This is a genomic window from Sandaracinobacteroides sayramensis (assembly GCF_022014495.1).
Lineage (GTDB): Bacteria > Pseudomonadota > Alphaproteobacteria > Sphingomonadales > Sphingomonadaceae > Sandaracinobacteroides > Sandaracinobacteroides sayramense.
The window spans coordinates 472,656-489,562 of sequence record NZ_JAKLSQ010000001.1 but is presented as its reverse complement, the minus strand read 5'-3'; the positions used below and the strand labels follow the sequence as shown (position 1 = coordinate 489,562).

The window sequence follows — 16,907 nt, the reverse complement described above, 5'->3', positions numbered from 1 at the left end:
TTGGTTCCCTCGGGAGGGACGCGCGCGTAAGGAGATGAAGATGAACAGCCAACTCAACACACGGGCCTTTCCGCTGCTGATGCTGGCCGGTGCGCTGGCGCTGGGCGCCTGCACGAAGAATCGCGATGTGCTGCCGCCGGAAGCGTGGCAGCCGGCCCCGGCGCAGCCGCCGGCCGAAGCGCCGATCGACCAGGCCGGCACCGTGCCGCCGCCCGAACAGGTCGGCTCCTCCGCGCTGCCGGGCAGCCAGGCGGCGCTGATCGAGGCCGCCGGCTCCGACACCATCCTGTTCCCGTTCGACAGCTATGGGCTGGACGAGACGGCGCGGCAGATTCTGGGCGCGCAGGCCGAGTGGATCGCCCGCAACCCCGGCGTGCGGGTGCTGATCGAAGGCCATGCCGACGAGCGCGGCACACGCGAATACAATTTGGCGCTGGGCGAGCGGCGGGCGAACGCCGCCAAGAATTTTCTTGCGGCCCAAGGTGTCGGGGCTGACCGCATGTCGATCATCAGCTATGGCAAGGAGCGGCCGGCAGTCGACGGCTCGAACGAGGAAGCCTGGGCGAGGAACCGCCGGGCGGTGACCGTGGTGGTGGCCGGAGGCCGATAATGTCGCATAGACCGTGGCGGGATATCCACCGCCGCAAATCCCGTCGGATCATGGTCGGCAAGGTGCCGGTGGGCGGAGACGCGCCCGTCGCCGTGCAGACCATGACCAACACGCCGACGGAAGATGCGGCCGCCACGATCGACCAGATCCGCCGGTGCGAGGAAGTGGGCGCGGACATGGTCCGCGTTTCCTGCCCGACCGAGGAAGCGACCGCGGCGATGCGGCTGATCACCCGCGCCGCGAGCGTGCCGATCATCGCCGACATCCATTTCCACTACAAGCGGGCGCTGGAAGCCGCCGACGCGGGCGCGGCGTGCCTGCGAATCAATCCGGGCAACATCGGCTCGGCCGAGCGGGTGCGCGAAGTGGTGCGGGCGGCCAAGGCCAATGGCTGCTCCATCCGCATCGGCGTGAACGGTGGCAGCCTGGAACGGCATCTGCTGGAGAAATATGGCGAGCCCTGCCCGGAGGCGCTGGTGGAATCCGCCTTCGAGCATGCGAAGCTGCTGGAGGATGCGGACTTCCACGAGTTCAAGATCTCGGTGAAGGCCTCCGACGTGTTCCTGGCGGTTGCAGCCTATAACGAGCTGGCGGCGCGTTCCGACTATCCGCTGCATCTGGGAATCACCGAGGCCGGCGGGCTGATCGGCGGCACCGTCAAATCCTCGATCGGGCTGGGCATGCTGCTGTGGGGCGGGGTGGGCGACACCATCCGCGTTTCCCTCTCCGCCGAGCCGGAAGAGGAAGTGAAGGTCGGCTATCATATCCTGAAGTCTCTGGGCATCCGGGCGCGGGGGGTGAAGATCATCTCCTGCCCGAGCTGCGCGCGGCAGGGCTTCGACGTAATCCGCACCGTGGAGACTCTGGAGAAGCGGCTGGCGCATATCACCACGGAATTGTCGCTTTCGGTGCTGGGCTGCGTGGTGAACGGACCCGGCGAGGCGCGCGAGACCGACATCGGCCTGACCGGCGGCGGCAACGGCAAGCATATGGTCTATCTGTCGGGCGTGACCGACCACCATGTGGCGGACGAAGCCATCGTCGACCATATCGTGAAGCTGGTGGAGGCGAAGGCCACGGAGATCGAGGCCGGGAAGCTGGCGGCGGAGCAGGCGCAGGCAGCGGAATGACGATCGAAATCCGGGCGGCCGCGCCCGAGGACGCGGCAACCGTGCTGGAACTGGTGACGGCACTGGCGGCTTACGAGAATGAAGGCGACAAGGTGAAGATGACCGAAGCCGGCGCGCGCGACGCGCTGGCGGCGGGGCATCTGAACGCGCTTCTGGGCTTCGTGGACGGCCGGCCGGTGGCGATGGCGCTCTATTTCTTCAACTTCTCCAGCTGGACCGGCAAACGCGGGCTGTTCCTGGAGGATCTGTTCGTTTCCCCCGAACTGCGCAAGCAAGGGGTCGGGCTGGACCTGCTGAAACGGCTGGCGCGCCTGGCTGTCGCCGAGGGCTGCGCCCGCGTCGAGTGGAACGTGCTGGACTGGAACAACAGCGCCAAAGGCTTCTACGAAATGCTGGGCGCGCGACAGGCCGCCGGGTGGGAGACCTGGAGGCTGGAAGGCGAAGCGCTGGCGCGGATGGGCGGGTGAGCTGTTCCGCGTTGAAGTTTTTGAAGGGGCTCTGCCCCTTCACCCCGGCAGGGAAATGATTTCCCTGCACCCTCTTTTTGTTTGGTTGTGGGTGATTGGCGGTGTTGGGCTGCTGGTGGGTTTGATTGCCTGCGGCGCTGGTTTTGGTGGGTGGGTGGTTTAATTCTTTGGACGCCTTGTGGGTGTGGGACGCTCCCACCCCACCCCAACCCCTCCCCTGACAGGGGAGGGGCTTTCTTCTTTCTTGCGCCGCAGGCTTTTGGAATTGTTGGCGGGCGCGGGGCGCTGAGAAGCTGGACCCCGGGTCAAGCCCGGGGTGACGAGAGCGGTGGATGTTGAGGATCGGGGGTGCAGGGGCGTCACGCCCCTGCTGGGTCCAGGGCGAAGCCCTGGCCGCCGGAGGCAAGCCTTGCACCGCTCCGCCCTTCCCGCCTAGGCTCCGCCCAAAGTTCAAAAAAGGGGGTTACCAGCCATGCGCCAGCTTCTTGCCTGCCTGCTCCTTGCCGCCGCCGCGCCCGGCTTGGCGCAGGTGACGGTGATCCAGGCCGATCGGGTGTTGGCGGAGCCGGGGCGGCCGGCTTTGGGGCCGACTTCCATCGTGGTGGAGAAGGGGCGGATCACCGCCTTGCTGCCGGGGCGGCAGGCGCCGGCGGGGGCCGAGGTGATCGATCTGGGCGCGCGGTTCGTGCTGCCGGGGCTGATCGACAGCCATGTGCATCTGGACTCGGATGCGGGCGGCGAGGCGGCGCTGGTGGAGGGGTTGACTTCTTCTCCGGGGGCGTCGGCGCTCAGGGCGCAGTGGAACGGGATGAAGACGCTGCATGCGGGCTTCACCACCGTGCGCAATCTGGGGGACATCAGCGGCGCGACATTGGCGCTGCGCGATGCGGTGAACGCCGGCTGGGTGGTGGGGCCGCGCATCGTCGATGCGGGGCAGCCGATTTCCGTGACATCGGGCCATATGGACAGCGCCAATTCGCTGGCCGAGGGGCTGCATGCGGCGATCCTGCAGGCCAATCTGTGCGACGGGGTGGATGCCTGCCGCAGGGCGGTGCGGCTGCAGGTGCGGCGCGGGGTGGATGTGATCAAGATCGCGACCACGGGCGGGGTGAACAGCCGCATCGGCGCCGGGCTGGGGCAGCAGATGTTCCCGGACGAGGCGAAGGCGGTGATGGAGACCGCGAAGCTGCACGGCAAGAAGGTGGCGGTGCATGCCCATGGCACGGGCGGGATCAATGTAGCGCTGGCGAATGGCGCGGCCTCGGTGGAGCATGGCACCATGCCGGACGAGGAGACGATCCGCCTCTTCAAATCCTCCGGGGCTTATTATGTGCCAACGCTTTCGACCGTGAACGGCTATCGGGAGCGGCTGGCGGCGAACCCTGACGCTTATCCGCCGGATGTGCTGGCGAAGGTGAAGTGGCGGCTGGAGATCACCGGCAAGGCTTTGGAGAAGGCCGTGCCGGCGGGGGTGAAGATCGCCTTCGGCACCGATGCCGGGGTTTCCAAGCATGGCCGCAACGCCGACGAGTTCGAGCTGATGGTGGCGCATGGGATGACGCCGGCGACCGCGATCGCCGCTGCCACCACCAATGCCGCCGACCTGCTGGGGGTGAAGGATATCGGCGCGCTCCGGCCCGGATACCATGCGGATATCATCGCGGTGGCCGGCGACCCTCTGGGCGATGTGCGGGCGCTGAAGGCGGTGGATTTCGTGATGAAGGGCGGCGAGGTGGTGAAGGGGAAGTAGCAGTTTCCCTTCGCGCTGGCGGCCATGATCGGCTAGGCGCGGCCGCGTTATGTTGAACATCAATGGAATCACCGTGCGCCTTGGCGGGCGCACCATCATCGACAAGGCCTCGGCGGCGCTGCCGGGGAAGAGCCGCATCGGGCTGATCGGCCGCAACGGCGCGGGCAAGTCCACGCTGATGAAGGTGATGATGGGATTCATCGACCCCGATGAGGGGAAGCTGGAAATGCCGCGCGGCACCCGCATCGGCTATATCGCGCAGGAGGCCCCGGACGGGGAGACCACCCCCATCGACCTGGTGCTGGCCGCCGACACCGAGCGGGCGGCGCTGATGGCGGAATCGGAAAGCTGCGAGGACATGGATCGCTTCGGCGAGATTCATGAGCGGCTGATGGCGATCGACGCCTATTCCGCGCCTTCGCGCGCGGCGCGGATCCTGGTGGGGCTGGGTTTCGACGAGGAGATGCAGAACCGGCCGCTCGCCAGCTATTCCGGCGGCTGGAAAATGCGCGCGGCGCTGGCGGCGCTGCTGTTTTCCGAGCCGGACCTGCTGCTGCTGGACGAGCCTTCCAACCACCTCGACCTGGAAGCCACCATGTGGCTGGAGAATTTCCTGAAATCCTATCCGGGCATGATGGTGGTGATCAGCCACGAGCGCGACCTGCTGAACAATGTGGTGGACGCCATCCTGCATCTGGAGGGCGGCAAGGTGACGCTCTACACCGGCGGCTACGACAGCTTCGAGCGGCAGCGGGCCGAGCGGCTGGCGCAGCAGGCGGCCGCCAGGGCGGCGCAGGACGCGCAGCGGGCGAAGCTGCAGGACTATATCGCGCGGAACTCGGCGCGGGCCTCCACCGCCAAGCAGGCGCAATCCCGGCAGAAGGCGCTGGCGAAGATGCAGCCGATCGCGGCGCTGGTGGAAGACCCCAGCCTGAGCTTCGATTTCCCCAGCCCCGAGGAAATGAAGCCGCCGATGATCACCATGGACATGGCGGCCGTCGGCTATGAGGCCGGGAAGCCGATCCTGACGAAGCTGAACCTGCGGGTGGACCCGGACGACCGGCTGGCGCTGCTGGGCCGCAACGGCAACGGCAAGACGACTCTGGCGCGGCTGCTGGCGGGGCAGTTGCCGCCGATGGAAGGGGAAATCCACGCGCCCGGCAAGCTGAAGGTGGGCTATTTCACCCAATATCAGGTGGAGGAACTGGACGGCAGCGACACGCCGCTGGAGCATATGACCCGGCAGATGCAGGGCGCGACCCCGGGGGCGGTGCGAGCGCAGCTCGGGCGGTTCGGCTTTTCCGGGCCGCGCGCGACGCAGAAGGTCAGCGAAATGTCCGGCGGGGAGCGGGCGCGGCTGGCGCTGGCGCTGATCACCCGCGACGCGCCGCACCTGCTGATCCTGGACGAACCGACCAACCACCTGGACGTAGATACCCGCGAGGCGCTGGTGCAGGCGCTGAACGGCTTCGGCGGGGCAGTGGTGCTGGTCTCCCACGACCGGCACATGCTGGAACTGGCCGCTGACCGGCTGCTGCTGGTGGATTCGGGGACAGCTAAGGACTTCAACGGCTCTTTGGACGACTACACCGACTTCATCCTGGGGCGGAAAGCGAAGGGGGCGGAGAAGCCGAAACAAGCGGCGAAGGCGGTGCCGGCGGGGAAGCCGCAGAAGAAGCAGAAGGGGGTTCGGTGGTAGTGGTGGTGGGGTACGGTGGGGCTGCCTCCGGCGGCTAGGGCTTTGCCCTGGACCCAGCAGGGGCGTGACGCCCCTGCACCCCCGGTTCTCGGGGTTTGCGGGGAGGTTGTGCTGATTCGATAGTTTACTGCCTGCGGCGCTGGTTGGTTCGAGCGCCGCAGGCAATCGAATCGGGTGCGCGCGCGGCTGTGGAGGCAGAAAGCTGGACCCCGGGTCAAGCCCGGGGTGACGGGATGGGAGGTTGGTTGCCTAAGCGGCTCGGCCGGTTTGGCGCTGCGTCGAGAATTGGGGGTGCAGGGGCGTCACGCCCCTGCTGGGTCCAGGGCAAAGCCCTGGCTGCCGGAGGCGCTATCCCCGCCGTCTTGGCTCGGTGCCGTAGTCGATGCGGATCTGCACCCATTCGCCGACTTTGTAGCGGCCCGCGATCCGGGGCGGGCGGACCTTGAATTGCCAGGCGGCGGCCTGGACCGCGCGGGCGATGCCGGAGCCGTTCGGATATTCGCCGACGATCACGCAATCTTCGACTCGGTAGTCCGGGGCGGTGCGGCAGGCGATCAGGCCCCAGCCGGGGCCTCGGGCGGTGGAGAGATAGCCTTTCAGCTCGTCGTCATAGGGTTCGCGGTACCAGGCGGCGGCGTAGAGGGGCTCGCCATTGGGGCCTGAGCCTTCGACGCGCGGGGTGTCGGCGGTGTCGGCCGCGTTGCGGCGCGGGGCCGGGGGGCCGAACATCGGCGCTGGCGGGGCTGGCGCTGTGGCTGGGGGTGGGGTTGCCTCCGGGACGGGCGTTGGCAGGTCCAGCGGGATTTCGACGCGGGGGCGCTCGGGGGGTGGAGGTTGCGGCTGGTCGAGCGGTTCCGGCGGGGTGGGCGGCGCGGGGCGCGGCCGGCTTTCGGCGGGTTCGGGGGTTTCGATCGGGGTTTCCGGCTCGTCCGGTTCTGGCGCTTCCGGGGCGACGTCGACGCTGAACATCACCATCTCCGCCACCTTCTGGCGGACGACGGCCGGGGCGAGGGAGAGGAGGAGGATGGCGAGCGCCAGATGGATGAGCGCCACGCCGAGCAGCCCCGCCGCGCGTTGCCGGGCGCCTTCGGAAAGGCGCCGATCCGGGCGGGACAGGCTGGTGAGGCGGAGCATCGGCGGAATCTCTTGCCGGCCGGTGGGTGGCGGTGGCGTGAATGGGCTTTAGAAAAAAGACGGGCGCGGGGGAAGTCCCTCCGCGCTCGTCCTGTTTTCGCCCGTTCTGTTTTTGCCGTGTCGTTGCGCTGGCGGGACGCCACCACCCCTCTGCCCCTCCCCTGCAGGAGGGGTTCTTCGTCAGGCTGCGAGTTTGCGCAGGACGTAGGGGAGGATGCCGCCGGCGTAGAAATATTCGATCTCGTTCTCGGTATCGATGCGGCACAGCGTTTCGAAGCTGCCGGCGGTGCCGTCGGGGCGGGTGAAGCCGACCTTCAGCTTCTGGCGCGGCTTCAGCGCCTGCAGGCTGTCGAAGGTGAAGCTTTCGTCGCCCTTCAGGCCGAGGCTCTCGGCGGACTGGCCGTCGACGAACTGCAGAGCGAGGACGCCCATGCCGATGAGGTTGGAGCGGTGGATGCGCTCGAAGCTTTCGGCGATGACGGCACGGACGCCGAGCAGGTTGGTGCCCTTGGCCGCCCAGTCCCGGCTGGAGCCGGTGCCATATTCCTTGCCGGCGAGGATGACGAGCGGCGTGCCGGTTTCCTTGTACTTCATCGCCGCGTCGTAGATCGGCATGACTTCGCCGGTGGGCAGGTAGGTGGTGATTCCGCCTTCGGTGCCCGGCGCCAGACGGTTGCGGATGCGGATGTTGGCGAAGGTGCCGCGCATCATGATTTCATGGTTGCCGCGGCGCGAGCCGTAGCTGTTGAATTCGGCCTTGGGCACCTGACGATCGGTGAGATAGGTGCCGGCCGGGCTGTCGGCCTTGATCGAGCCGGCCGGGCTGATGTGGTCGGTGGTGATCGAGTCGCCGAGGAAGGCCAGTGCCTTGGCGTCGACGATGTCGGCGACGGGGGCCGGGGTCATCGTCATGCCTTCGAAATAGGGCGGGTTCTGGACGTAGGTGGAGCCGGCGTTCCAGGCATAGGTGTCTCCCCCCGTCACGCGGATCGCCTGCCAGTGCCGGTCGCCCTTGAAGACGTCGGCGTAGCGCGAGCGGAACATTTCCGGGGTGACGGCCTGCTGCACCATTTCGGCGACTTCGCCGTTGGTCGGCCAGATGTCCTTCAGGAAGATGTCCGAACCGTCGGCCTTCTGGCCGAGCGGGGTTTCGGTGATGTCCGAACGGATCGAGCCGAGGAGCGAATAGGCGACGACGAGCGGCGGCGAGGCGAGATAGTTCGCCTTCACGTCCGGCGAGACGCGGCCTTCGAAGTTGCGGTTGCCCGAGAGCACCGAGACGGCGACGAGGTCGTTCTTGTTGATGGCTTCCGAGATCGGCTCGGGCAGCGGGCCGGAGTTGCCGATGCAGGTGGTGCAGCCATAGCCGACGAGGTTGAAGCCGAGCGCGTCCATGTCGGCGGTGAGGCCGGCGCGGTCGAAATAGTCGGTGACGACCTGCGAGCCGGGGGCGAAGCTGGTCTTGACCCAGGGCTTGCGGTTGAGGCCCAGCGCGCGCGCCTTGCGGGCGACGAGGCCGGCGGCCACCAGCACGTTCGGGTTGGAGGTGTTGGTGCACGACGTGATGGCGGCGATCACCACATCGCCGTGGCCGAGGTCGTGCGCTTCGCCGCTGACGGCGACGCGCTCATCCGGGTTTTCCGACTTGCCATAGCCGCCGAGCAGTTCGGCTTCGAAGGCTTCGTCCGCCTGGTTGAGCAGCACGCGGTCCTGCGGGCGGCGGGGGCCGGCGAGCGACGGGAGGACCGCGGCGAGATCCAGTTCCAGCGTGTCGGTGAAGACCGGATCGGGCGTCGCGGCGTCGCGCCACATGCCCTGGGCGCGGCAATAGGCTTCGATCACCTTGATGCGGTGGTCGTCGCGGCCGGTGAGGCGCAGATAGTCCAGCGTCTTGTCGTCCACGGGGAAGAAGCCGCAGGTGGCGCCATATTCCGGCGCCATGTTGGCGATGGTCGCGCGGTCGGCGAGCGACAGATTGTCGAGGCCGGGGCCGTAGAATTCGACGAAGCGGCCGACGACGCCCTTCTTGCGCAGCATCTGGGTGACGGTGAGCACGAGGTCGGTCGCGGTCATGCCTTCGGCGAGGTTGCCGGTGAGCTTGAAGCCGACGACTTCCGGGATGAGCATGGAGACCGGCTGGCCGAGCATCGCGGCTTCCGCCTCGATGCCGCCGACGCCCCAGCCCAGCACGCCGAGGCCGTTCACCATCGTCGTGTGGCTGTCGGTGCCGACGAGCGTGTCGGGGTAGGCGATCTCAGCGCCGTCGGCGGCTTCGGACACCCAGACGGTCTGCGCCAGATATTCGAGGTTCACCTGGTGGCAGATGCCGGTGCCGGGCGGCACGACGCGGAAGTTGCGGAGCGCGGAGGAGCCCCAGCGCAGGAACTCGTAGCGCTCCATGTTGCGGGCGTATTCCAGCTCGACATTCTGGTCGAAGGCCTTGGGGGTGCCGAATTCGTCGACCATGACCGAGTGGTCGATGACGAGGTCGACGGGGACCAGCGGGTTGATCTTCTGCGGGTCGCCGCCGAGCTTCGTCATCGCGTCGCGCATGGCGGCGAGGTCGACGACGCAGGGGACGCCGGTGAAATCCTGCATCAGCACGCGGGCCGGGCGATACTGGATCTCATGGTCGCCGCCGGGGTTCTTCAGCCAATGGGCCATGGCTTCGACGTCGGTCGTCTTGACGGTGAAGTCGTCCTCGAAGCGGAGCAGGTTTTCCAGCAGCACCTTCATCGAGAAAGGCAGGCGCGAGACGTCGCCGATGTGGGCCTGCGCGGCCTCGATGCTGAAATAATCATATTGCCTGCCATCGACCGAGAGGCTGCGGCGGGTGGAAAGCTTGTCGTGGCCGATGGCGGTCATTCTTCAGATCCTCGTATCCAGATTCCGTGCAATGCGGGGCCGTCCTAGAACGACCTATCGCAGGCGGCAAGCGCCCCCGGCCTTTCGTAGGGGTCTAAAGGCGCCCTGAGCCGGCCGTTATCCGGACAGAGCCGCCGAAGGATGAGGTGCAGGGCATGGAACAGACGGGCCAGTTGCAGGCCGTGCGCGAGGCCGGGGCTCGGGATCATGCCGGGCCACATCCGGAGTTGTTGCGATTCGACGCGGTGCGGGACTTGCTGCTGCGGACCGGGCTGGCGCCCGAGCCGGAGACCTATGAGCTGCTCTACCTGCATGTGGGGGGCGCCGATGCCGCGCTTTGCCGGGGGGTGGAGCGGGCCTTGCTGGCGGGAGAGCTGGGGCCGGAGCAGGTGAAGGCGCTGCGGCGCGCGCATCTGGGCGATATCGCCGGCGCGGAATTGCTGGCGCTGGTGGAGGCGGCGCAGGAAAGCGCCGTGCTGCTGGCGGAACGGCTGGACCGGGGCCACAGCGACCTTCGCGCCTATGACGCCGCCATTGCCGCCGAGGACGAGGCGCTGCGCGTGAGCCGCACCGCGCATGAGCTGGCGGACATGGTGCAGCGGCTGCGGCGCGCCAATGCGCAGATGATGGCGGTGAACCGGCGGCTGGAAGCCGATATGAAGGAAACCCGGCTGGAGACCGGCCGCCTGCTGGACCGGCTGGAAAGCGCCGAGCGGACGGCGCGGACCGATCCGCTGACCGGGCTCCTGAACCGGCGCGGGCTTCTGGAGGCGCTGAAGCGGGCGCAGGCGCGGGCGTTGCGCGAGGGGGTGCCGCTGGCGGTGGGGCTGGTGGATGTGGACCATTTCAAGCGGGTGAACGACCTGTGGGGCCACGCCATCGGCGACGAGGTGCTGCGCTGCGTCGGCGGGCATCTGCAGGGCTGCGCGCGGCGGACGGCGGGCGAGCGGGCCTTTGCCGGGCGCCATGGCGGCGAGGAGTTTCTGGTGGCGCTGCCCGGATTGACTCTGGCCGAGGCGGCGGCCGCGCTGGACGGCAGCCGGGCGATCCTGGCGCGGCAGCTGTTGCGGCGGGCGGACGACGGGGTGAGCCTGGGGCGAATCAGCTTTTCCGCCGGTGTGGCGCAGTTGCGCGCGGGCGACAGCCCGGAAAGCCTGATCGACCGCGCCGATGCCGCGCTCTACGCCGCGAAGCGGGCCGGGCGGGACCGGGTGCTGCCCGAGCGGTCGGCCGGTTAGGGCAAGCGATTATGCCGTCAGGGTTGGGTTTCCTGAAGCTCGGCGCGGATCCGGGCGTGCACCTCGGCGGTGATCGGCCAGCGCCAGATCAGCCAGGCGGCGAGCGCCCCGAGCAGGAAGGGTGGGCCGACATAGAGGGCGGTGAGGCCGGCGATCGCCGACGGGCCGTTGCTGGCGCCCGGCGTCGGGTCGAAGCCGATGAGGCCGAGGATCGGATAGGTGAGGCCTACTGGGATGGCATAGCCCAGTTTCTGCGTGGCGGTGAGCAGCGCATAGTTGAGGCCGGTGGTGTCGGCCGCCATGTCGCCGCTCCGGCGGCGGTCGAGCTCCTGCGCGTCCGTCAGATCGGCCAGCATCGCGCGCAGCAGGAAGGGAGGGGCTGAAATCGGCGCTCCGGCCAGCAGGAAGGCGAGCGCGGTGAGCGCGATCGCGCCTTCCGGGATCGCCCATACCCCGAGCTGGGCGGCGCCCAGCCAGAAGCCGGCCAGCGCCGCCATGCGGTGCTTGCCGAAGCGCGACGCGCCCTTCACCCAGAGCGGGGCGGCCAGAAGGCCGGCGAGGAAATAGCCGAGCAGCAGGGCGGAGGCCGTGCCGGCGGGAATCGCGCGCGCGGCGGTGAAGAAGAAGAGGAAGAGGGCGCCGGTGATTCCGGGCACGACGGAAAGCAGCAGGTCCCCCAGCAGGAGGAGCTGCATCCGCCTGTCCGCCATGACGCGGCGGACGTCGGCGAAGCGGATGCGGTGCTGCGGGCCGGCGGCTTCGCCTTCGGGGACGAGGGTGATGGCGGCGGCGACCGTGAGCGGGATGAGCGCCAGCACGAACCAGCCCATGGCGTGGACGCTGGAGGAGGGGCCGCCCGCCAGGCCGAAGAAGGCGATCGCCGGCGGGATCAGCAGCACCAGCAGCGTGGCGAAGGCGTTGGCCGCCGTCCAGAAGCCGAAGATGCGGGTGCGCTCGGTATAGTCGGGCGAGAGGCGGGAGCCCCAGGCCGTCTGCGCCAGATAGACCATCGACCAGCCGATGTAGAGCAGCAGCAGGCTGAGGAACGCCATGGTCGCGGTGACTCCGGGCCTGGCCATGAAGAGGAGCCAGACGCCGGCCGCCAGCACGAAGCCGCCGCCGAGAATCCAGGGGCGGAACTGGCCGATGCGGCTGCGGGTGCCGTCCATCCACGCGCCGAGCAGCGGGTCTATGGGGATGTCGATGATTCGCACGAAGGCGAAGATGAAGCCGACGGTGGCGAGCGGAAGCCCCAGCGTGCCGGCGTAATGCGGGGGAAGGTAGACGACCAGCGGCAGGCCGAGCGCCGAAATCGGCAGACATGGCCCGCACCATGCGAGCAGATGCTTGAGCCTTACCCGCATGCTGACCTTTCCACTCTCTCTCCCCGTCGATTGTGCCGAAAAGGATGGGCCGAGGCTAGGGCGCGATACCGATCAGTTGTGGGAGGCAGGGGGTTTGCTCTAGGGGCCTGTCGATGGGTGAGACGGAGGAGAGCCGCAGGACCGCCGTGCAGGCGCTGGCGAAGGGCGGGCGCACGAATTTCGCGGGTTTCCTGTTGCGGCTTGGCGCCCGGCTGCCGTTCCTGGTGCTGGCCGCGCGGCTCTACGGCGCCGAGGAGCTTGGGCGTTTCGCCTATGCGACGATGGTGGTGGAGTTCGTGGCGGCGATCGCCACCCTGGGGCTGAAGCGGGGGCTGGCCTCGGAAATGGCGCATGGCGGGCGCCCGCAGACGCATGTGCTGGCCGACGGGCTGCTGCTGACCCTGCTTCTGGCGCTGCTGGGGGCCGGCGTGCTGATGCTGGTGCCGGGGCTGATGCTGCCCGGCGGCGAGGTGCGCGGCGGCGAGCGCTGGCTGGCGCTGGTGGTGCCGGCGGCGGTGATGAGCGATGTGGCGCTTTCGGGCCTCGCCTTTCGGCACCGGATCGATGTGGCGGTGCGCGCCCGGTCTCTGGTCGAGCCCTGGGTGCTGACCATCGCCGCGACGGCGCTGGCCTTCACCGCCTGGCAGCGGGACGGCTTGCTGATCGCCTATGCGCTTTCGATGCTGGCGGCTTGCGCCGCCTCGCTCTGGCCGGCGTTGCGTCTGTTCGGGCCGGTGCAAGGCTGGCGGCCTTCCTTCGGGCGGATGTGGGGGATGGCGTCGCGGAACCTGCCTCTGGCCGGGGCCGATCTGGTGGAATGGTCGATCCGGCGGCTGGATGTGTTCCTGCTGGGACGATTTGCCGGCGCCGAGATGGTGGGCATCTATTATGTGGCGCAGCAGGTGGCGACGCTGGCCGGGAAGATCCGCGTGAGCTTCGACCCGATTCTGGCGCCGATGCTGTCCACCGCCCTGAAGGCCGGGCGGCCGGCGGAGGCCGCCGCCCACATCCGGCAGGTGGGCTTCTGGGTGCTGGCCTTCCAGATTCCCGTGGTGCTGGCGCTGGGCCTGCCGGGCGAGGGAGTGATGGGGCTGTTCGGGCCGGAGTTCGCGGTGGGCGCGGCGGTGATGGCGCTGCTGCTGACGGCGGAGCTGGCGGCGGCCACCAGCAGCGTTTCCGAAATGGGCCTGATCTATGCGCGGCCGCGCTTCAATCTGGTGATCGCCGTCGGCGGGCTGCTGCTGCAGGCGGTTCTGAGCCTGCTTCTGATCCCCGCCTTCGGCGGCGAGGGGGCGGCGGGCGCGCTGTTGCTGGGGCTGGTCGCGGCGGCGATCGTCCGGCAGGTCGTGCTGGGGCGGGTGCTGGGGGCGGATGTGGGCATGTGGCGCTGGAGCCTGCTGGCGGCCGGTGCCCTCGCCTTTGCCTTCGGCTATGCCGCGCGGGCCTTGCCGGAGCTGCCGCAGATGGTCGTCGCCATTCCGGGGGTGCTGCTGCTGTTCGGGGCGGCGATCTGGAAATTCGGCTTCCGCGCGGAGGATCGGGCCTTGTTCCGGCGGCGCGGCTAGATACCGATGCAGAGATATTTTGTTTCCAGATACTCGTCGAGGCCATAGCGGGAGCCTTCGCGGCCGATCCCGGATTCCTTGATCCCGCCGAACGGCGCCACTTCCGTGCTGATGAGGCCGCTGTTGATTCCGACGATTCCATATTCCAGCCGCTCGGCGAGGCGGACGACGCGGCCGAGATTCTGCCCGTAGAAATAGGCGGCGAGGCCGAAGCGGGTGGCGTTGGCGGCGGCGATCGCCTCCTCGTCGGTTTCGAAGCGGAAGACCGGGGCGAGCGGGCCGAAGGTTTCCTCCGTTGCGACCGCCATTTCGGCGGTCACCCCGGTGAGGAGGGCGGGCGAGAGGAAGGTGCCGCCCTGTCTTTCGCCGCCGCCGACGAGCTTCGCGCCCTTCGACACGGCGTCGGCGATATGCTCCTCGGTCTTTTCGACGGCGGCCATGTCGATCAACGGGCCGATGTCGACGCCCGGCTCGGCGCCGTTGCCGATCTTCAGCCGGGCGATGCGGGCGGCAAGCTTCTCGACGAAGGCGTCGTGGATGCCGCTCTGGGCGTAGATGCGGTTGGCGCAGACGCAGGTCTGGCCGGCGTTGCGGAATTTCGACTGGATGGCGCCTTCGACCGCCGCGTCGAGGTCGGCGTCGTCGAGCACGATGAAGGGGGCGTTGCCGCCGAGTTCCAGGCTGATCTTCTGCACATTCTGCGCGGCGGCGGCGTAGAGTTGCTTGCCGATTTCCGTGCTGCCGGTGAAGCTGAGCTTGCGCACCGCCGGGTTCGAGGTGAATTCGGCGGCGATCGCCGAGGCGCTGCCGGTGATGACCGAGAGCAGGCGCGGGTCGAGGCCGGCCTCCTCGGCGAGGATGGCGAGGGCGATGGCCGACAAGGGCGTGGCGGTGGCCGGCTTCACCACCATCGGGCAGCCGGCGGCGAGCGCCGGGCCGGCCTTGCGGGTGATCATCGCCGCCGGGAAGTTCCACGGCGTGATGGCGGCCGCGACTCCGACGGGCTGCTTCAGGACGAGGATCCGCCGGTCCGCCGCATGTGCGGGGATGACGTCGCCATAGGCGCGCTTTCCCTCCTCGGCGAACCATTCGATGAAGCTGGCGGCGTAGGCGATCTCGCCCATGGATTCGGCGAGCGGCTTGCCCTGCTCCGCCGTCATGATGGCGGCGAGGTCGGCCTGGTTGGCCATGATCGCCTCGAACCAGCGGCGCAGAACCGTGGCGCGGGCCTTCGCGGTGAGGGCGGCCCATTGCGGCATGGCGTCCTCGGCAGCGGCGATGGCCTCTGCGGCCTGCGCGCGGCCGGAGCGGGGGACGTGGGCGAGCGTTTCGCCGGTGGCCGGGTTGGTGACCGGGATGCCGTCGCCGCCGGCTTCGATCCAGCGGCCGGCGATGCGATTGGCGCCGCGCAGCAGGTCCGGGCGATCGAGCGGGAGGGGCATCTTCACTCTCCTGAAGGCGCTATTCGGCGGGTTTTTCCTCGGTGGCGGCGAGGGCGGTTTCCTCCGCCGGCTTGCGGCGGTCGGTGAGGCGGATGGCGATCAGGCTGATTTCGTAGAGGATGATCAGCGGCACCGCGAGCAGCAGTTGCGAGACGACATCGGGCGGGGTGAAGATGGCGGCGATGATGAAGGCGGCGACGATGAAATAGCGGCGGAAGCCGAGCAACTGCTCGCGGGTGACGATGCCGGCGCGGTTCAGCAGCATCAGCAGCACCGGCAGCAGGAAGGCCACCCCGAAGGCGAAGAGGAACTGCATGATGAAGCTGAGATACTGCCCGACGGAGGGCAGCGCCTCCTGGCTGACGCCGCTGTTGCCGAGGTCGCCCTGGAAGCCGAGCAGGAATTTGAGCGCCGTCGGGATGGCGACGAAATAGGCGAAGCAGGCGCCCAGCGCGAAGAGGAAGGGGGTGGCGGCGAGGAAGGGGGCGAGCGCCTGCTTCTCCTGCCGGTAGAGGCCCGGCGCCACGAAGCGCCAGAGCTGGGTGGCGACCACCGGGAAGCTGAGCATCAGCGCGCCGAAGAAGGCGACGCGGACCTGCACGAAGAAAGCCTCGAACACCTGGGTGAAGATCACCCTGTCCTGCCCGGCGGCGGCGAGGGGGCGCACGAGGAGGGCGAAAATCTCCTGCGCGAAGGCAAAGCAGAGGAAGAAGGCGATGAGGATCGCGCCCACCGACCAGAGCAGGCGGGTGCGCAGCTCGATCAGGTGATCGAGGAGCGGGGCCTTGCTGTCGTCTATGTCCTTCATGGCAGCGGGCGTTCGGAGGGTGGGGGACTTTCGGCGGAGGGGTCTGTGGGGGTGGCCCCACCCCCCTCCCCGGCCCTCCCCCCATGAGGGGAGAGGGGGTTTTCAGTTTCGGCGAAGGGGGTTTCCGCCATGATCTTGCGGTTGTGCTCGGCCCACTGCTTTTCCATTTCCTCCAGTTCGGCCTGGCGCATCATCTCGTCGAAGCCGGAGCGCAGATGGCGCGTCATGGCGCGGGCCTTGCCCGTGTAGCGGCCGACCGTGCGCAGCGCGTTCGGCAGCTCCTTCGGGCCGATGACGATGAGCGCGACGACGGCGATCAGCAGGAGTTCGGTTGCGCCGATCTCGAACATGGTTTCCGGCCTTCAGCGAGCGGGCGCCGGCGCCTCAGCGCGGCGCCTGGTCCGGCGTTGCCGTGGGGGTGGGGGCCTGCTGCTGCGTGACCTGCGCCGGCGGCGCGGCCGGGGTGGACGCAGCCGGAGCAGAAGGGGCGTTTTCCTCGTCCGCCAGGCCCTTCTTGAAGGATTTGATGCCCTTGGCGAGGTCGCCCATCATCTCGGAGATGCGGCCCTTGCCGAAGAGCAGGAGCACGACGAGGGCGACGATGACCCAGTGCCAGATGCTCATGCTGCCCATGATGTTCACTCCTCTGGGGGCCTTGCGTGGCCCGGACCCTGCCTCATCTAGTCGTTCGCGTCGCCCGGCGCCAGTGCGGAGCCGTTTTGCCCATTGCCGTCTTCATGGCCCGGCCCGGGGGTCGGCCGGGTTCTGGAGAAAGGTTGCGCCGTCAAAAAGCTGGACCCCGGGTCGTGCCCGGGGTGACGGAGTGGCGGATTGC

General features: G+C 68.6%; 14 protein-coding genes. 7 read left to right on the top strand and 7 right to left on the bottom strand.

Annotation, left to right across the window (positions count from 1 at the left end):
* The first annotated feature begins 40 nt into the window (after positions 1-40).
* The 5 genes from pal to L6Q21_RS02200 all read left to right on the top strand — a co-directional run bounded on the left by pal (position 41) and on the right by L6Q21_RS02200 (position 5,656).
* Positions 41-610, top strand: a complete 570-nt coding sequence (pal, locus tag L6Q21_RS02220) for a peptidoglycan-associated lipoprotein Pal (RefSeq protein WP_237828835.1) — start codon at positions 41-43, stop codon at positions 608-610.
* Complete coding sequence (gene ispG, locus L6Q21_RS02215; RefSeq protein WP_237828834.1) at positions 610-1,740, top strand: flavodoxin-dependent (E)-4-hydroxy-3-methylbut-2-enyl-diphosphate synthase; 1,131 nt, start codon at positions 610-612, stop codon at positions 1,738-1,740. The genes pal and ispG overlap by 1 nt, the downstream gene beginning before the upstream one ends.
* Positions 1,737-2,207: a GNAT family N-acetyltransferase gene (locus tag L6Q21_RS02210; protein ID WP_237828833.1), complete on the top strand. Its 471-nt coding sequence runs from the start codon at positions 1,737-1,739 to the stop codon at positions 2,205-2,207. Before ispG ends, L6Q21_RS02210 begins: the two co-directional genes overlap by 4 nt.
* A 472-nt stretch (positions 2,208-2,679) precedes the next feature.
* Positions 2,680-3,957, top strand: a complete 1,278-nt coding sequence (locus L6Q21_RS02205) for a metal-dependent hydrolase family protein (protein ID WP_237828832.1) — start codon at positions 2,680-2,682, stop codon at positions 3,955-3,957.
* A gap of 49 nt (positions 3,958-4,006) precedes the next feature.
* Positions 4,007-5,656 (top strand): ABC-F family ATP-binding cassette domain-containing protein, encoded by a 1,650-nt coding sequence (locus L6Q21_RS02200; RefSeq protein WP_237828831.1) that lies wholly within the window; start codon positions 4,007-4,009, stop codon positions 5,654-5,656.
* Between the two features lie 348 nt (positions 5,657-6,004).
* Here L6Q21_RS02200 and L6Q21_RS02195 read toward each other — a convergent pair whose 3' ends face one another.
* Both L6Q21_RS02195 and acnA read right to left on the bottom strand, forming a co-directional pair.
* Positions 6,005-6,790: a hypothetical protein gene (locus L6Q21_RS02195; RefSeq protein ID WP_237828830.1), complete on the bottom strand. Its 786-nt coding sequence runs from the start codon at positions 6,788-6,790 to the stop codon at positions 6,005-6,007.
* Positions 6,791-6,970: 180 nt separating this feature from the next.
* Positions 6,971-9,655 (bottom strand): aconitate hydratase AcnA, encoded by a 2,685-nt coding sequence (acnA, locus tag L6Q21_RS02190; RefSeq protein WP_237828829.1) that lies wholly within the window; start codon positions 9,653-9,655, stop codon positions 6,971-6,973.
* 155 nt (positions 9,656-9,810) lie between these two features.
* On the opposite strand from acnA, the gene L6Q21_RS02185 reads away from it, so the two are divergent.
* The gene (locus L6Q21_RS02185) at positions 9,811-10,893 is read left to right on the top strand and encodes a GGDEF domain-containing protein (protein WP_237828828.1); all 1,083 of its coding nucleotides are present in this window, start codon (positions 9,811-9,813) and stop codon (positions 10,891-10,893) included.
* A 17-nt stretch (positions 10,894-10,910) separates the two neighbouring features.
* Here L6Q21_RS02185 and L6Q21_RS02180 read toward each other — a convergent pair whose 3' ends face one another.
* Positions 10,911-12,257 carry an MFS transporter gene (locus L6Q21_RS02180; protein WP_237828826.1) on the bottom strand — a complete coding sequence of 449 codons (1,347 nt, stop codon included), beginning with the start codon at positions 12,255-12,257 and terminating at the stop codon, positions 10,911-10,913.
* Positions 12,258-12,370: 113 nt separating this feature from the next.
* Here L6Q21_RS02180 and L6Q21_RS02175 point away from each other — a divergent pair, with 113 nt between their 5' ends.
* Positions 12,371-13,822 carry a lipopolysaccharide biosynthesis protein gene (locus L6Q21_RS02175; protein ID WP_237828825.1) on the top strand — a complete coding sequence of 484 codons (1,452 nt, stop codon included), beginning with the start codon at positions 12,371-12,373 and terminating at the stop codon, positions 13,820-13,822.
* Here the strand turns inward: L6Q21_RS02175 and L6Q21_RS02170 are convergent.
* From L6Q21_RS02170 to L6Q21_RS02155, 4 genes are read right to left on the bottom strand one after another with little or no spacing between them, the layout of a single operon-like run.
* Positions 13,819-15,264, bottom strand: coding sequence for an NAD-dependent succinate-semialdehyde dehydrogenase (locus L6Q21_RS02170; protein ID WP_237828824.1), 1,446 nt, complete (start codon positions 15,262-15,264; stop codon positions 13,819-13,821). The genes L6Q21_RS02175 and L6Q21_RS02170 overlap by 4 nt on opposite strands.
* Positions 15,265-15,283: 19 nt before the next feature.
* On the bottom strand, positions 15,284-16,072 hold the full coding sequence (gene tatC / locus L6Q21_RS02165; RefSeq protein WP_237828823.1) for a twin-arginine translocase subunit TatC: 789 nt from the start codon (positions 16,070-16,072) through the stop codon (positions 15,284-15,286).
* Positions 16,069-16,422, bottom strand: a complete 354-nt coding sequence (tatB, locus tag L6Q21_RS02160) for a Sec-independent protein translocase protein TatB (protein WP_237828822.1) — start codon at positions 16,420-16,422, stop codon at positions 16,069-16,071. Before tatB ends, tatC begins: the two co-directional genes overlap by 4 nt.
* 34 nt (positions 16,423-16,456) lie before the next feature.
* Positions 16,457-16,705 carry a twin-arginine translocase TatA/TatE family subunit gene (locus tag L6Q21_RS02155; protein ID WP_237828821.1) on the bottom strand — a complete coding sequence of 83 codons (249 nt, stop codon included), beginning with the start codon at positions 16,703-16,705 and terminating at the stop codon, positions 16,457-16,459.
* Positions 16,706-16,907 lie beyond the last annotated feature (202 nt).

What these genes read in the sequence shown, in the direction of transcription:
- pal (WP_237828835.1), top strand. Translation starts at nt 41, where the DNA reads ATGAACAGCCAACTCAACACACGGGCCTTTCCGCTGCTGATGCTGGCC.
- ispG (WP_237828834.1), top strand. Translation starts at nt 610, where the DNA reads ATGTCGCATAGACCGTGGCGGGATATCCACCGCCGCAAATCCCGTCGG.
- L6Q21_RS02210 (WP_237828833.1), top strand. Translation starts at nt 1,737, where the DNA reads ATGACGATCGAAATCCGGGCGGCCGCGCCCGAGGACGCGGCAACCGTG.
- L6Q21_RS02205 (WP_237828832.1), top strand. Translation starts at nt 2,680, where the DNA reads ATGCGCCAGCTTCTTGCCTGCCTGCTCCTTGCCGCCGCCGCGCCCGGC.
- L6Q21_RS02200 (WP_237828831.1), top strand. Translation starts at nt 4,007, where the DNA reads ATGTTGAACATCAATGGAATCACCGTGCGCCTTGGCGGGCGCACCATC.
- L6Q21_RS02195 (WP_237828830.1), bottom strand. Translation starts at nt 6,790, where the DNA reads ATGCTCCGCCTCACCAGCCTGTCCCGCCCGGATCGGCGCCTTTCCGAA.
- acnA (WP_237828829.1), bottom strand. Translation starts at nt 9,655, where the DNA reads ATGACCGCCATCGGCCACGACAAGCTTTCCACCCGCCGCAGCCTCTCG.
- L6Q21_RS02185 (WP_237828828.1), top strand. Translation starts at nt 9,811, where the DNA reads ATGGAACAGACGGGCCAGTTGCAGGCCGTGCGCGAGGCCGGGGCTCGG.
- L6Q21_RS02180 (WP_237828826.1), bottom strand. Translation starts at nt 12,257, where the DNA reads ATGCGGGTAAGGCTCAAGCATCTGCTCGCATGGTGCGGGCCATGTCTG.
- L6Q21_RS02175 (WP_237828825.1), top strand. Translation starts at nt 12,371, where the DNA reads ATGGGTGAGACGGAGGAGAGCCGCAGGACCGCCGTGCAGGCGCTGGCG.
- L6Q21_RS02170 (WP_237828824.1), bottom strand. Translation starts at nt 15,264, where the DNA reads ATGCCCCTCCCGCTCGATCGCCCGGACCTGCTGCGCGGCGCCAATCGC.
- tatC (WP_237828823.1), bottom strand. Translation starts at nt 16,072, where the DNA reads ATGAAGGACATAGACGACAGCAAGGCCCCGCTCCTCGATCACCTGATC.
- tatB (WP_237828822.1), bottom strand. Translation starts at nt 16,422, where the DNA reads ATGTTCGAGATCGGCGCAACCGAACTCCTGCTGATCGCCGTCGTCGCG.
- L6Q21_RS02155 (WP_237828821.1), bottom strand. Translation starts at nt 16,705, where the DNA reads ATGGGCAGCATGAGCATCTGGCACTGGGTCATCGTCGCCCTCGTCGTG.